This window comes from Rhodococcus sp. 06-156-4, from assembly GCF_002259345.1.
Lineage (GTDB): Bacteria > Actinomycetota > Actinomycetes > Mycobacteriales > Mycobacteriaceae > Rhodococcoides > Rhodococcoides fascians_E.
In genome coordinates this window covers 172,529-186,177 of the sequence record NZ_NPGB01000018.1, presented here as the reverse complement: position 1 = coordinate 186,177, position 13,649 = coordinate 172,529, and the positions used below count along the sequence as shown (strand labels likewise).

At 66.2% G+C, this 13,649-nt stretch carries 15 protein-coding genes; 8 read left to right on the top strand and 7 right to left on the bottom strand.

Annotated features, from left to right (window positions below; genetic code table 11):
* Positions 1 to 26 precede the first annotated feature (26 nt).
* Positions 27 to 1,388, top strand: a complete 1,362-nt coding sequence (locus tag CH290_RS11625) for a M20/M25/M40 family metallo-hydrolase (protein ID WP_080733931.1) — start codon at positions 27 to 29, stop codon at positions 1,386 to 1,388.
* Between the two features lie 27 nt (positions 1,389 to 1,415).
* Positions 1,416 to 1,943, top strand: a complete 528-nt coding sequence (locus CH290_RS11620; RefSeq protein ID WP_019666303.1) for a YbhB/YbcL family Raf kinase inhibitor-like protein — start codon at positions 1,416 to 1,418, stop codon at positions 1,941 to 1,943.
* 90 nt (positions 1,944 to 2,033) lie between these two features.
* Here CH290_RS11620 and CH290_RS11615 read toward each other — a convergent pair whose 3' ends face one another.
* The 3 genes from CH290_RS11615 to CH290_RS11605 all read right to left on the bottom strand — a co-directional run bounded on the left by CH290_RS11615 (position 2,034) and on the right by CH290_RS11605 (position 4,482).
* On the bottom strand, positions 2,034 to 3,101 hold the full coding sequence (locus CH290_RS11615; RefSeq protein WP_033189702.1) for a quinone-dependent dihydroorotate dehydrogenase: 1,068 nt from the start codon (positions 3,099 to 3,101) through the stop codon (positions 2,034 to 2,036).
* Between the two features lie 15 nt (positions 3,102 to 3,116).
* A complete protein-coding gene (locus CH290_RS11610; RefSeq protein WP_052083189.1) occupies positions 3,117 to 3,335 on the bottom strand; it encodes a DUF5703 family protein in 219 nt (72 codons plus the stop codon).
* 118 nt (positions 3,336 to 3,453) lie between these two features.
* Entirely contained in the window at positions 3,454 to 4,482 is a 1,029-nt protein-coding gene (locus CH290_RS11605; RefSeq protein WP_020110084.1) for a YncE family protein, read from the bottom strand.
* Positions 4,483 to 4,676: 194 nt separating this feature from the next.
* On the opposite strand from CH290_RS11605, the gene CH290_RS11600 reads away from it, so the two are divergent.
* Positions 4,677 to 5,054, top strand: coding sequence for a hypothetical protein (locus CH290_RS11600; protein WP_020110083.1), 378 nt, complete (start codon positions 4,677 to 4,679; stop codon positions 5,052 to 5,054).
* On the opposite strand, the gene CH290_RS11595 is transcribed toward CH290_RS11600, so the two are convergent.
* The 4 genes from CH290_RS11595 to CH290_RS11580 form a co-directional block, all read right to left on the bottom strand.
* Positions 5,051 to 5,845, bottom strand: a complete 795-nt coding sequence (locus tag CH290_RS11595; protein ID WP_495677187.1) for a heme ABC transporter ATP-binding protein — start codon at positions 5,843 to 5,845, stop codon at positions 5,051 to 5,053. The genes CH290_RS11600 and CH290_RS11595 overlap by 4 nt on opposite strands.
* Positions 5,846 to 5,901: 56 nt before the next feature.
* Positions 5,902 to 6,969 carry a FecCD family ABC transporter permease gene (locus CH290_RS11590; protein WP_033189704.1) on the bottom strand — a complete coding sequence of 356 codons (1,068 nt, stop codon included), beginning with the start codon at positions 6,967 to 6,969 and terminating at the stop codon, positions 5,902 to 5,904.
* Positions 6,969 to 7,937 carry a heme/hemin ABC transporter substrate-binding protein gene (locus tag CH290_RS11585; RefSeq protein WP_230595727.1) on the bottom strand — a complete coding sequence of 323 codons (969 nt, stop codon included), beginning with the start codon at positions 7,935 to 7,937 and terminating at the stop codon, positions 6,969 to 6,971. The genes CH290_RS11590 and CH290_RS11585 overlap by 1 nt, the downstream gene beginning before the upstream one ends.
* 97 nt (positions 7,938 to 8,034) lie before the next feature.
* The gene (locus CH290_RS11580) at positions 8,035 to 8,967 is read right to left on the bottom strand and encodes an aldo/keto reductase (RefSeq protein ID WP_033189705.1); all 933 of its coding nucleotides are present in this window, start codon (positions 8,965 to 8,967) and stop codon (positions 8,035 to 8,037) included.
* A gap of 207 nt (positions 8,968 to 9,174) precedes the next feature.
* Between CH290_RS11580 and CH290_RS11575 the strand changes: the two genes are divergently transcribed.
* The 5 genes from CH290_RS11575 (at position 9,175) to mshC (ending at position 13,646) form a co-directional block, all read left to right on the top strand.
* Positions 9,175 to 10,017, top strand: coding sequence for an undecaprenyl-diphosphate phosphatase (locus CH290_RS11575; protein ID WP_170947582.1), 843 nt, complete (start codon positions 9,175 to 9,177; stop codon positions 10,015 to 10,017).
* A 30-nt stretch (positions 10,018 to 10,047) separates the two neighbouring features.
* Positions 10,048 to 10,779: a histidine phosphatase family protein gene (locus CH290_RS11570; protein WP_019666293.1), complete on the top strand. Its 732-nt coding sequence runs from the start codon at positions 10,048 to 10,050 to the stop codon at positions 10,777 to 10,779.
* Positions 10,780 to 10,946: 167 nt separating this feature from the next.
* Entirely contained in the window at positions 10,947 to 11,540 is a 594-nt protein-coding gene (locus tag CH290_RS11565) for a DUF3090 domain-containing protein (protein ID WP_026347991.1), read from the top strand.
* 35 nt (positions 11,541 to 11,575) lie between these two features.
* Positions 11,576 to 12,361, top strand: a complete 786-nt coding sequence (locus CH290_RS11560) for an SCO1664 family protein (protein ID WP_170947581.1) — start codon at positions 11,576 to 11,578, stop codon at positions 12,359 to 12,361.
* 43 nt (positions 12,362 to 12,404) lie between these two features.
* Complete coding sequence (gene mshC, locus CH290_RS11555; RefSeq protein WP_026347989.1) at positions 12,405 to 13,646, top strand: cysteine--1-D-myo-inosityl 2-amino-2-deoxy-alpha-D-glucopyranoside ligase; 1,242 nt, start codon at positions 12,405 to 12,407, stop codon at positions 13,644 to 13,646.
* The last annotated feature ends 3 nt before the right edge of the window (positions 13,647 to 13,649 follow it).

Below are 13,649 nucleotides of genomic sequence, written 5' to 3'. Positions count from 1 at the left end.
CCGAAGACTGGTGGTAGGAAAGTGGTGTGTCTTCTTCCGATAATTCACCTGTCAGTTCTGTCCGCACCACCGCGCTCGACGAGGTCGTGGACCTCGTCAGTTCGCTGATCAGATTCGACACGTCGAACACCGGCGAACTGGCGACGACCAAGGGCGAGAAGGAATGCGCCGAGTGGGTGGCGCAGAAGCTTCGGGAAGTGGGATACGAGACCGAATACGTCGAATCCGGTGCACCCGGTCGAGGTAACGTCTTCGCGACACTTCCGGGCGCGGACCCGAACCGAGGGACGTTGCTGATTCACGGTCACCTCGACGTCGTCCCGGCGGAGCCGGCGGACTGGAGCGTCCACCCGTTCTCCGGCGCGGTCGAGGACGGGTACGTCTGGGGCCGCGGCGCCGTGGACATGAAGGACATGGTCGGTATGGCACTCGCGTTGGCGCGCCAGTTCAAATCCAACGGAACGGTGCCGCCGCGCAACATCATGTTCGCGTTTCTCGCCGACGAGGAGAACGGCGGTCGGTGGGGTTCGCAGTGGCTCGTCGAGCATCGTCCCGACCTGTTCGAAGGCGTCACCGAAGCTGTCGGTGAAGTAGGCGGGTTCTCGCTGACCGTCGCCCGGCCGGACGGTACCGAGAAGCGTCTCTACATGGTCGAGACGGCGGAGAAAGGCCTCGGGTGGATGAAGTTGACCGCGAAGGCGAGGGCAGGCCACGGATCCTTCCTGCACGACGAGAACGCCGTCACCTATCTCGCGGAAGCTGTGGCGAAGTTGGGCAACCACACGTTCCCTCTCGTGATCTCCGACTCGGTCGCAGAATTCCTGTCCGCGGTCGCGGAGGAGACGGGCCTCGACTTCGACCCGACGTCGCCCGACCTCGACGGCACCCTGCAGAAGCTCGGAAGCATCGCCAGGATCGTCGGTGCCACGCTTCGGGACACCGCCAACCCGACGATGCTGAAGGCCGGGTACAAGGCCAACGTGATTCCGCAGACCGCGGAAGCCATGGTCGACTGCCGTGTGGTTCCCGGTAGGCAAGCCGAGTTCGAGCGCGAGGTCGACGAGTTGATCGGCCCGAACGTCGAGCGGGAATGGGTGACCAAGCTCGACTCCTACGAGACGACGTTCGACGGGCACCTCGTCGACGCGATGAACGATGCAGTCCTCGCGCACGACGAGAACGGTCGAACCGTTCCCTACATGCTGTCCGGCGGCACCGACGCGAAGGCCTTCGCGAAGCTGGGCATCAGGTGCTTCGGTTTCGCGCCACTGAAGCTGCCGCCCGAGCTGGATTTCGCGGCACTCTTCCACGGCGTCGACGAGCGGGTACCGGTCAGTTCGCTCGAGTTCGGTACACAGGTATTGGAACACTTCTTGCTCCACAGCTGACAAGCAATATTCGAGAGGGCTGATCACGTGACGTACGACCCCTATGCATCACTCCCGTCGCTTCCCACCTTCGAGCTGACGTCCGAGGACGTCACCGACGGTGGAACTCTGGCGACGCAACAGGTCAGCGGCATCATGGGTGCAGGTGGCCACGACAACTCACCGCAACTGTCCTGGTCGGGCTTCCCCGACGGGACCAAGAGCTTCGTCGTCACCGTGTACGACCCGGACGCGCCTACCGCCTCGGGCTTCTGGCATTGGGCAGTGGCCAATATCCCGGCATCGACGACGTCGCTCGTCTCCGGCGCAGGAGACGACGGTGGCACCGGAATCCCGAGCACCGCGGTGACGCTGAAGAACGACGCGGGGCTGTTCCGCTACATCGGCGCCGCACCCCCGGCCGGTCACGGGCCGCATCGCTACATCTTCGCGGTGCACGCCGTCGACGTGGAAAGACTGGAGGTCGACGAGACCGCGACGCCGGCGTACCTCGGGTTCAACCTGTTCTCGCACGCGATCGGCAGGGCGCTGCTGACCGCTACCTACGAAGCCTGATTCAGCGACTGCGCCCGCTCCGCCCGCTGTCGAGCGGGCGGAGCGGGCGCAGTTCGGCAGTGCAGCTGCCCGGCGGTGGAGTGGTTCGACTCAACTGTGCGCGGAGCCCACGGCGTCGGAGAGTGTGCTGAATCCTTCCGCGCGGAGCCGCTTCGCGATTCCTCGGTTGATCGACCGCATCCAGAACGGGCCGCCGTAGATGAAGCCGGTGTAGCCCTGAACCAACGACGCTCCGGCCGTGATGCGATCCCAGGCCTGATCGGGTGTCTCGATTCCTCCGACCGACACGAGTGTGATGGATCCTCCGACACGCGCGTACAGCCGCCTGAGGACATCCAAGGACCGGTCGGCCAACGGCGCGCCGGACAGCCCTCCTGCGCCGATGGTGTCCACCGCGTCGACGGGCGTCCGCAGACCGGACCGGCCGATCGTCGTGTTGGTGGCGACGATTCCGTCGAGACCGAGTTCGACGGCAAGGTCGGCGACCGCGTCGATGTCCTCGTCGAGCAGGTCCGGTGCGATCTTGACCAACACCGGCACCGATACGACGGATTGGACCGCCGACAGGATCGGGCGCAACGATTCCACCGCTTGAAGGTCGCGAAGACCAGGGGTGTTGGGGGAACTGACGTTCACGACGACGAAATCCGCGAGCGGCCCGAGGAGAGTCGCGCTTGCGGTGTAGTCCGCGGCGGCCTCGGACGCCGGGGTCACCTTCGTCTTGCCGATGTTGGCCCCGATGGGAATTCCTCCTCGGCGGTGGCGCAGCGCGTTCGCCGCATGACCGGAGCCGTGATTGTTGAAACCCATGCGGTTGATCAGTGCGCGGTCGGCGGGCAGCCTGAACAGTCGTGGCTGCGGATTGCCCGGCTGTCCCTGCGCGGTCACCGTGCCGATCTCGGCGAAGCCGAATCCGAGCGGCCCCCACACGTCGACTCCGTCGGCGTTCTTGTCGAATCCCGCGGCGAGCCCGAGTGGAGTGGGGAAGTCGACGCCGAAGGCGGTGCTCCTCAGCGCCGGATCGTTCACGACGAGGACCTTCGCCACGAGCGCGCGGATCGGTGACCACGCCGTTGCTGCGCGCATCGCGAAGAACGCGAGATGGTGAATGCGTTCCGGGGAGACAAGGAACATCAAGCGGAGCAGAGCGCGGTACACGAGCCTTCTTTCGACCTAGATTCCCGGATCCGGGATGTGGTGGGCAGTCTTCTTACGTTTGAGCAGTACTTGCCGGCTGCCGTCGGTGTAGAGGCGCACGCGAGAGAGCTCCCAACCACCGAATTCGGCTTGGATCGCCAGTCTCATGGATGCGGTCACTCGCGTGACATCGGGCGGCAGTCGCAACGGAATGTACTCCCAGTCGTCGGACCCGGACTCCCACTCCGTAGGCATCCTGCTGCGTGTGCTGTTGTTCTTCAAACGCTGCGCCCTTCCCTGCCGTGTGCCGTCGACCTGCGGTGTGCCCTCGACCTGCGGTGTGCCCTCGACCTGCTGTGAGCGTTGCGAGTGCTCAGCCCCGTTCGGCGGTGTCGATCCGTTGTAGACCGCCTCCGGTGGCCGACCCGACGTAGAGCGCACCCGAATCCGGGTCGACCGTGATCGAGTCCGGCTGCCTCACCGTGGAGAACCTGCCGGACTCGACGGGAATTCCTGTGTCGAGGGTGTAGCCGACCACCTCGTTGTCCGCGGGAGTGGTGACCCACACTGTGTCGGACTTGTCATCGTAGGTGACTGCCCACGGCTGCGCACCGACCGGAAAACGTTGCCGAAGAAGAAGGTCGTCGGACGAGTACACCAGCAGTTCGCCGCCTGCGGCGTCCGTGACGAGGATCCGGCCGTACTCGTCCGTGTCGAGGCGTGCGGCGCCTGTGCCCGCCCTGAGGGCCAGACCGAGGGATTCGTCGTCGACGTTCACCTGAGTCAGCGAAGTCTGGTGGCGGTCGAGGGCGGCCAGCCCGTGTTCGGTGGACGCAAGTGCGTCGACGGAGGTCAGCCCGCCGATGGACTGTGACCGATTCGCACCGAAGTCGACGATATGAATGCTGCCACTGTCGTCACCGGCGACGACAGTGCCGTCCGAGAGAGTGGCCGCGCTGAGAAGGTTTCCGCCGGTGTCCACGTTTCGAACCCCGGAGCTGCGGAGATCGACCTCGGCGAGGCTTCCGTTCATCGGGAGAAGCAGGGTGCCGTCGACGCCGGGAACGACGTCGGCTGCCGCACCGGGAAGCGGGACCGACCGCGGCGGTGCGGCCGCGTCGTCGGCGTCGAAGACCGTCAGGGCGGTGCGAGCATCGTCGAGCGCGACGATGCTGCGCGTCACCGGTTCGAATGTGGTGGAATGCAGTCCGGAGGGGGAGGGAACGACCGAGCCGCTCGGGGGAACCGATGTGTCGGGCGACGTTATGCCGGTGAGGGGTTCGAGGTCGACCGCATCCGGTTCGTCCGACGAGCCGGAGCCGGAGTCCGAGCATCCGGCCACCAGCAGACATGCGGATGCGGCCGCGGCGAATAGATGCCACGGGGTGTGTCGAACGTTCATCGATCCGCAAATCCTTCTCTCGGGGCGCTGTCAGCACCGTCGGTGCACCCGTTCACCTTGCCTGATGATCGATGACCGGTGTTCGCCGGACCTCCGGTGACCGGGCATGCACACATCGGCGGTACCGTGATTCGGCACCCTGTTCAGTCGAAGGCCAGGACCGTCAAGAGCCAGGACCGTCGAAAATACGAGGAGTGGAGTTGGCGACCGAACACGACAGCGACGCGTCGAGTGTCGCGACGTTCCAGGTGGAGCAGGTCAGCACCGGAGCTCAGGCAAGCGGGTTCGGCAGCACCGAGGACAACAGGCCCTTCGCGTTTCGCGTGTACAAGAGAACGCTGTACCTGGAGATCTATCGCGCGGATCTTCCGTCGCCGGTTCCGGACCGCTCCGACGTGACGGCCGTTGCGGAGCAGTCGGTCACGGAAATCGACCTGACCGACGAGCGAAGCATCGTGGCTGCGGTCAGAGATGCGGTCGGCTCCGCCGATTCGCTCGGCGCGGACGCCAAGGAATCCTCGGCCGTCCGATCCTTTCTCGGCCGTGTCGGCTCGGTGATGGCGTCCATCTAGAAACCGGCTCGCTGCGAACCTTTCGCTCGATCGCCGCGAACGGGCAGTACCAGCAGTCCGCCGGTACGTGGATGGTCGAACACCTCCACGCGGTGGCCGTACACGCGGGTCAGAAGCTCCTCGTTCAGAGTCGACCGCGGAGAACCGACCGCGACCAGAGCGCCGCGGTCGAGGATCGCGATTCTGTCGGAGTAGGCGGCCGCCAGGGCGAGGTCGTGCAGGACCACGACGACTGCGTCTCCGCGGCGAGCTCGATCACGTGCCACGGACATGACGGTTTCCTGATGGCCGATGTCCAGCGCGGCGGTCGGTTCGTCGAGCAGCAGCGTCGAGGTTCTCTGCGCCAGCACTCGTGCCAGTGAGACTCGGGCACGCTCGCCGCCGGACAGACCGGCGAACGGTCGATCCGCGAATTCCGTGACATCGCAGTGCTTCATGGCGAGGGCGACCGCCGCATCGTCGTTCTCCGCCTCGTCCGTGCCCGCCCACGGCGCCCTGCCCATGCGGACGACCTGATGCGCGGTGAAGGAGAACCCGACGGTGTGCTGCTGAGGGAGCACCGAACGGCGTCTCGCGGCGTCGAGGTCCGACCAGCGCGTGAGCGGTCGTCCGTGCAGTTCGACCGAGCCTGCGGCAGGTCGGAGTTCGCCGGTGAGTACGGCCAGCAGTGTGGATTTGCCTGCGCCGTTCGGCCCGACCAGTGTCAGAACTTCGCCGGCGACGACGTCGATGTCGACGCCTCGGAGTACTTCCCGACCGGAACGGACGGCGGTGACTCCGGCGGTGCTCATGGTCACGGTTCCGGCCGTCACGTCGTCGGGAAGGTCCCGGTTCCGTCGAAACAGCGTCATGCCCATCCGCCTTGCTCGGCGCGAGTTCTACGCAGCATCCAGAAGAAGAACGGTGCGCCGATCAGTGACGTGATCATGCCGAGGGGCATGTCCACGTTGTCGACGAGCGTTCGTGCGAGGAGATCCGACGCCAGGAGAACGACGGCACCGCACAGCGCGCTCGCCGGAACCAAGGTTCGGTGAGCCGGACCGAGAAGCATACGCATCAGGTGCGGGACGACGAGGCCGACGAACAGGATGATTCCGGTGAACGCGACGCCGGAGGCGACCAGTACGGCCACGATGACGATGGCGGTCTGTCGCAGCCGTTCCACGTTCACACCGAGGTGCCGGGCGACGTTCTCCCCGAGTGCGAGCAGGTCCAGTCGTCGTGACAGGGCGACGGACGCCCCGATTCCGACGACGGCGAGCGGCGCCACCACGCCGACGGCCTGCCAGGTGGCGCCCGAGAGTGATCCGAGTTGCCAGAAGACGATCTGATCGCGTGCTGCCGGTGAGGCGACGAAGGTGAAGAACGCGATGAGACCGCCGGCGAACGCATTGATGGCAACGCCGGTGAGGATCAGCGTGACGACTTCCGTCCGTCCACCGCCTCGGGCCAGTACGTAGACGAGCACCGTCGTGATCAGACCGCCGAGGAATGCGGCGGTGGCGACCGACCACACCCCGGCGAACGCTCCTCCGAGCACGAACACGGAGGATGCTCCGACAGCTGCGCCCGAGGACACGCCGATCACTCCTGGTTCGGCGAGCGGATTGGCGAACACTCCCTGCAACAGTGCACCGGCCGTGCCGAGACAGGCGCCGACGACGGCACCGAGAAAGATGCGTGGAAAGCGAACCTGCCACAGGGTGACTTCCCCGCTGGGGTGGGCAGGCATGGGTCCGACGTCGAGGCCGATTCGATGCAGGACGCTGCCCATCACTTCGAGTGGCGTCGTCGGAACCTGGCCGACGCACGCCGAATACACGGCGAGTCCGACGGCGAGGATCGCCAGAACGGCGAAGACGACGGTGGTGCGGAGCCGAGCAGGTGTCGGCACGGCTGCAGTCGATGTGTCCATCAAGCGGGCGCGTAGACGGCCTCGGCCAGCGCACTCAGAACCTTGCCGGTGTTGGGGCCGAAGCTGAGAACGACGCCGTCGGCCATGTCGACGACGCGCTGGGACTGCCCTGCCGGTGTCTGTGCGATGCCGGGTACCTGCTCGAGGCCGTCGATCCCACCGATCGAGTCGAGTCCACCGGTCATCATGAGGATGACGTCCGGTGCGGCGGCGATGAGGGCTTCGCTGGTGATCGGGACGAACTGTTCGGTGAGACCCGATGCGGTGCCCGCGTCTTCCGCGCCCAGGCCGGCGATGAGCGCATCGGCTCCGGACCCGGGCCCGGCAAGCATCTTGATCGCCGGACCGCGCATGTAGAGGAACGCGATCTTCACCGGTTCGCCGTCGGTGGGTGCACTCGACGATGCCTCGGCGATCTCGGCCTCGGTGCGCTGCGCGAGAACCGATCCGCGCTCGGGCACCCCCAGAGCGTTCGCGACGGAGACAATCTGGTCCCCGACCGTGTTCATCGTTCGGGTCGGATCGAAGAAGACGACGGGGATCCCGGCGGCGCGGAGCTGATCCTGCACTCCGCGTGGGCCGACACTGGTGTCGGTGAGCACTACCGTCGGGGCGAGCGCGAGGATGGATTCGGCGCTGAGCGAATGGCCGTTCGGCGTGACGTCGGTGACATCGGCGACGGCCGGAAATTCTGCGGACGTGTCCCGACCGACGAGGTTGTCGCCGAGTCCGAGCGCGTAGACCGTGGTGGTGAGCGTTCCGTATTGATCGGCTGCGACGATGCGGCTGGCGTCGGTGATCGTGACGTCTGTTCCGTCGAAACCGCGGACCGTCACCGGCAGGGTCGGCTGCTGCCGGGAATCGACGGGTTCCGGATCGGGGTCGGCGATCACGGCGGTGCGCGGGCCGATGGAATCCGCCCCGGAGTGCGTCTGCTGGTCGGGGGCGGAGCACGCAACCGAGGCCAACACGGTAGCCGCCACGACAGCAACCACAGCCGAGCGACGCGAAGAGCGTTGCAGTGTCGACGAGAAGTTCACGCAGACAAGGTTAGCCTGAGTTGACTCAGCTGCTGACGTCGTCGAGTGCGGACGTGATGGCGCGGGGGAGTTCCAGGTCCTCGACGACCAGGATGCCGGTGAGCTGAGCGAGATCACGTGCACCGACGATCGCCGACGCCACCCCTGGCCGGTCGCGCGCCCAGGCGAGGGCCACGGTGAGCGGGGATGTCTTCAAGCCACTTGCAGCGGTGACTGCGGCTTCGACGACGTTGGCGGCGCTGTCGGTCAGGTACCCGGCGATCGACTGGGCATAGGCGTCGTCGGCGCCGCGTGAATCGGCAGGTGTGCCGTGGCTGTACTTTCCGGTCAGTACCCCGCCGGCGAGCGGAATCGCTGCCAGCACTCCGACGCCATGGTGCTGCGCGGCGGGCAGGAGTTCGTCCTCGATCCCGCGTGCGAGCAGCGAGTACTCGGCCTGCGTCGCGACGATTCGTCCTGCGTCTGCCGCGCCCGCCGCCGTCGCCAACTGCCAACCGAGGTAGCCGCGTGCGCCGACGTACCGCACCTTGCCGCTCGTCACCGCATAGTCCAACGTCGAGGCGATCTCGTCGACGGGGGTGTGCTCGTCCCAGGCGCCGACCTGCCACAGGTCCAGGTACTCGGTGCCGAGTTCGCGCAGCGTGTTGTCGAGTTGGTCGAGCAACGATCGGCGAGAGCAGTCGACGCGGTATCGCCCACCGGTGGTGATCACTCCCGCTGCGCTGCTCACGATCAGTTCGCGCCGCGGAACGACGTCGTCGAGTACCTCGGCGAGTACGCGTTGGGCGCGGCCTTCGCCGTAGGACGGAGACGAGTCGACGAGTGTTCCACCGGCCTCGGCGAATGCCGACAACTGCGCGGCGGCGTCGTCGCCGTCCGTTCCGCTACCCCAGCCGAGAGTTCCGAGACCGAGTCGGGAAACGCGCAGGCCACTGGATCCGACAGATCTCTGCTTCATGGTGTTCTCGAGATTCCTCACGTTGTGTCCGGCGCCAGATGAGCACAGTAGTGCGCCCGCACCGTCGATGCGAGCCTGCCGCGGGTCGTCCGCGTGTGTCGGCCTGTGCGGCAGTGCGCTGCCGGGTACCGTCGTGGCCGTGAAATGTGTAGAGGGCCCAGGTTTCGACGTGCTCGGGGAATCGGGTCGTGCGGGGGTGCGCCAGTGATCGGCGAGTCTATGACCTGGTTGCAGGCGATCATTCTCGGAGCTGTCCAGGGGCTGACCGAGTTCCTCCCGATCTCGTCGTCGGGGCACCTGAGGATCGTGTCGGAGGTGTTCTTCGGCGACGATGCAGGCGCGTCGTTCACCGCCGTGAGCCAGCTCGGCACGGAAGCTGCGGTGCTCCTCTTCTTCTGGCGCGACATCGTCCGCATCGTGAAAGCCTGGTTCGCCGGGTTGCTGGACAAGGCGAAGCGAGATCTCGATTACCGGCTCGGCTGGTACGTGATCATCGCGACCGTTCCCATCGGTGTCCTCGGCATTCTGTTCAAGGACCAGATTCGGACCGGCGCTCGAAACCTGTGGCTCATCGCCACCATGCTCATCGTGTTCGCGATCGTCATCGCGGTGGCCGAGTACGTCGGCACCAAGCGTCGCCCCATCGAGAAGATCACCACGCGTGACGGTCTCGTCATGGGTGCCGCTCAGTGCCTCGCGCTCATCCCGGGCGTGTCGCGTTCCGGAGCAACGACCAGCGCCGGGTTGTTCCTCGGTCTGGAGCGCGAGGCCGCCGTACGATTCTCGTTCCTGCTGGCGATCCCCGCCGTCACCGCATCCGGCCTGTTCTCGCTGCCCGACGCGTTCGAGCCGGCCGGGGAAGGACTGAACGCGTCGGGTGCGCAGTTGGTGGTGGCGACGATCATCGCGTTCGCGCTGGGGTACGCATCGATCGCGTGGTTGCTGAAGTTCGTGGCGAACCATTCGCTGTACTGGTTCGTCGGTTACCGCATCGTGCTCGGCGTCGGTGTCATGGCGTTGTTGTCGGCGGGCGTCGTCTCCGCGACCTGACGGCTCGCCGACGGATACTAGTGTGGTGCCATGACGGTGATCTTGTTGCGGCACGGCCGCTCGACTTCCAACACCGCAGGAACGCTTGCGGGTAGGTCACCCGGGATCGACCTGGACGACAAGGGGCGCGAGCAAGCGCAGCGCCTCGCCGAACGTCTCGGCGGACTACCCGTCGAAGAGGTCGTTCGCTCTCCGTTGCAGCGGTGCGCGCAGACTGTCGAGCCGCTGCTCGAGCGCAGAGGCCTGACTGCGGTCGTGGACGACCGTCTCGAAGAAGTCGATTACGGCACGTGGACCGGCCGCAGCATCAAGGAACTGCTCGCCGAGCCGCTCTGGAAGGTGGTGCAGCAGCATCCGTCGGCGGCGGTGTTCCCCGGCGGTGAGGGATTGGCTCAGGTCCAGGCACGGGCGGTGACGGCGGTGCGTGAACACGACCGCAGGCTCGCCGCCGAGTACGGGCGCGACGTGCTGTGGGTGGCGTGCTCCCACGGCGACGTCATCAAGTCGATCCTGGCGGACGCGGTCGGCTGCCACCTCGACGCGTTTCAGCGCATCGTGGCCGATCCGGCGTCGATCAGCGTCATCCGGTACACCGAGACCCGTGCTTTCGTCCTTCGAACCAACGACACGGGAGCCGATCTGTCGGGCCTCGTCGTCGCGGCCGAGAAGGCGCCGCACGCGGAGTCCGCAGCCGGTTCGCCGTCGGATTCCGATGCTGTCCCCGGTGGCGGCTCCGGGCCCGCGGCCCACAGTGGCGGATAGGTTCGGGGTCTTCGCCCCCTCGATAGCGGATAGGTTCGGGGTCTTCGCCCCCTCGGCGGCGGATAATGGGCACGGCCCGCAGGGGCGGATAATGGAGAGCTGTGATCCTTCGTCGGTGAAGAATCACGAGACAGGATTGTCGACAATATCTAGACGCAGGAGGTGCAATGCCACGCGCAATACATGTTTTCCGCACCCCTGATCGATTCGTCGCCGGAACCGTGGGTGAACCGGGCGACCGATCGTTCTTTCTTCAGGCCGTGCACGAGCACCGCGTGGTGTCCGTTGCACTGGAGAAGCAGCAGGTGCAGGTCCTGGCGGACCGTATGGGATTGCTGCTCGACGAAGTGCATCGTCGTTTCGGCGCCGAGATCCCGCCCGAGGAAACCGAGGTCGGGGACACCAGCCCGCTCCTGACACCGATCGACACCGAGTTCCGAGTCGGGACCATGGGACTGGGATGGGATGCGGATGCAGGCGCTGTCGTCGTGGAACTCCTCGCCGTGAGCGAATCGGAGATCGACGAGTCCGTCGTGCTCGACGACACCGAGGACGGTCCCGACGCCGTCCGCGTGTTTCTCACTCCGGTGCAGGCGCGAGAATTCGCCCTTCGATCCGAGCGCGTGATCGCCGCCGGACGTGCTCCGTGCCCCCTGTGCGGACAACCACTCACGCAGGAGGGCCACATCTGCATCCGGACGAACGGGTACCGACGCGACGCCACCTTCGGATCCGCGTCGGAACTCGGTGACGAGCTTTGACCGACACTCGGCCGCCGTTCGATGGCCTGCAGTCCATGACCGTCGGCGAGCTCACCGTCGTCGGACGGGTCGTCACGGCCAGCAACGCGACATTGGTGTGCGACGCAGCCGACGCTGCGGGCGGTGAACCCGTGCGGTGCGTCTACAAGCCGATTCGTGGCGAAGTTCCGTTGTGGGACTTCCCCGACGGGACCCTCGCCGGACGCGAGGTCGCCTCGTTCGAGATATCCGACGCCCTCGGCTGGGACGTCGTGCCCCCGACCGTGCTGCGGGACGGTCCCTTCGGGCCCGGCATGGTGCAACGCTGGATCGACACCCCCGAACCGCACGGAGACCGGGGCGACCGAGTGGATCTGATCGACATCTGCAGGCCCGATCTGGTCCCGTCCGGGTGGATACCGGTGCTGCAGGCATACGACGGTGAGGGGGAGGAGGTCGCGTTGATTCACGCGGACGACCCTCGCCTCCAGCGGATGGCCGTTCTGGACGTACTGCTCAACAACGCGGACCGCAAGGGCGGTCACGCGCTCGAAGGACTCGACGGTTATGTCTACGGCGTCGACCACGGAATCTGCCTGCACTCGGAGGACAAACTGCGGACCGTGCTGTGGGGTTGGGCGGGCACAACCGTCGACGACGCGTTGATGGCCGACGTGGTGACCTTCGTCGACACCTTCGCCGACGCGGTGGAACCCCGCATTCGCGGGAAGATCACCGAGGCCGAGGTCGATGCTCTGCTGGCCCGCGCGTGCGCGTTGGTGGCCGACCCGGTCATGCCGGAGCCGCGCTCGAGCAGGCCGATACCCTGGCCGGCCTTCTGACGCCCTGCCCGCGCTCTGATCCGTCTCGGATAGGCTTGTACGCATGCAATCTTGGTCCGATACTGCCGTACCGTCGATCCCTGGTCAGGGGCCGCCGCTTCGGTTGTACGACACGGCGGATCGTCAGGTCCGGCCGGTCACACCGGGTTCCGAAGCAAAGATGTACGTCTGTGGAATCACCCCGTACGATGCCACACACCTCGGGCACGCCGCGACGTATCTCACATTCGATCTGGTGAACCGCATCTGGCGGGACGCCGGACACGACGTGCACTACGTCCAGAACGTGACCGACGTGGACGATCCGCTGTTCGAGCGTGCGGACCGAGACGGTGAGAACTGGATCGACCTGGGCACCCGCGAGATTCAGCTCTTCCGTGAGGACATGGAGGCGCTCCGAGTTCTTCCGCCCCGCGACTACATCGGAGCCGTCGAGTCCATCGACGAGGTCATCGAGTTGGTGGAGAAGCTGGTGGCTTCGGGTGCGGCGTACGTCGTGGACGATTCCGAGTTCCCCGACGTCTACTTCCGAGCAGACGCGACCACGGAGTTCGGATACGAGTCGGGCTACGACCGGGCAACGATGGACCGATTCTTCGCCGAACGTGGCGGCGACCCGGACCGTGTGGGCAAGCGTGACCCGCTCGACGCTCTGTTGTGGCGCGCCCACCGCGAAGGCGAGCCGTTCTGGCCGTCCCCGTTCGGACCTGGACGTCCGGGATGGCACATCGAGTGCGCCGCAATCGCACTGAACCGCATCGGGACCGGTTTCGACATCCAGGGCGGTGGAAGCGATCTGATCTTCCCGCACCACGAGTTCTCGGCCGCGCACGGTGAAGCAGCCGTCGGAGGCGGTCGGTTCGCCCGGCACTACGTGCACACCGGCATGATCGGTCTGGACGGTGAGAAGATGTCCAAGAGCCGCGGCAATCTCGTGTTCGTGTCCAAACTGCGTCTCGCCGGCGTCGACCCGGCGGCAATCCGCCTCGGCCTGCTGTCCGGTCACTACCGGCAGGACAGGGCCTGGACGGACGAGGTGCTGGGGCGTGCGACAACTCGTCTCGCGTTGTGGCGCGCGGCGGCCGCTCTCGAATCTGCCACGAGCGCAGACGATGTCATCGTTCGGCTGCGTCAGCACATCGCCGACGACCTCGATACCCCCAAGGCGCTCGACGCGCTCGACGCCTGGGCGAGCTTTGCCGTGGAACGCGGGGGAGCGGACACGTCCGCTCCGGCTGCATTCGCGGACGCAGTCGATGCATTGCTCGGGGTTTCGTTGCGCTGAGCC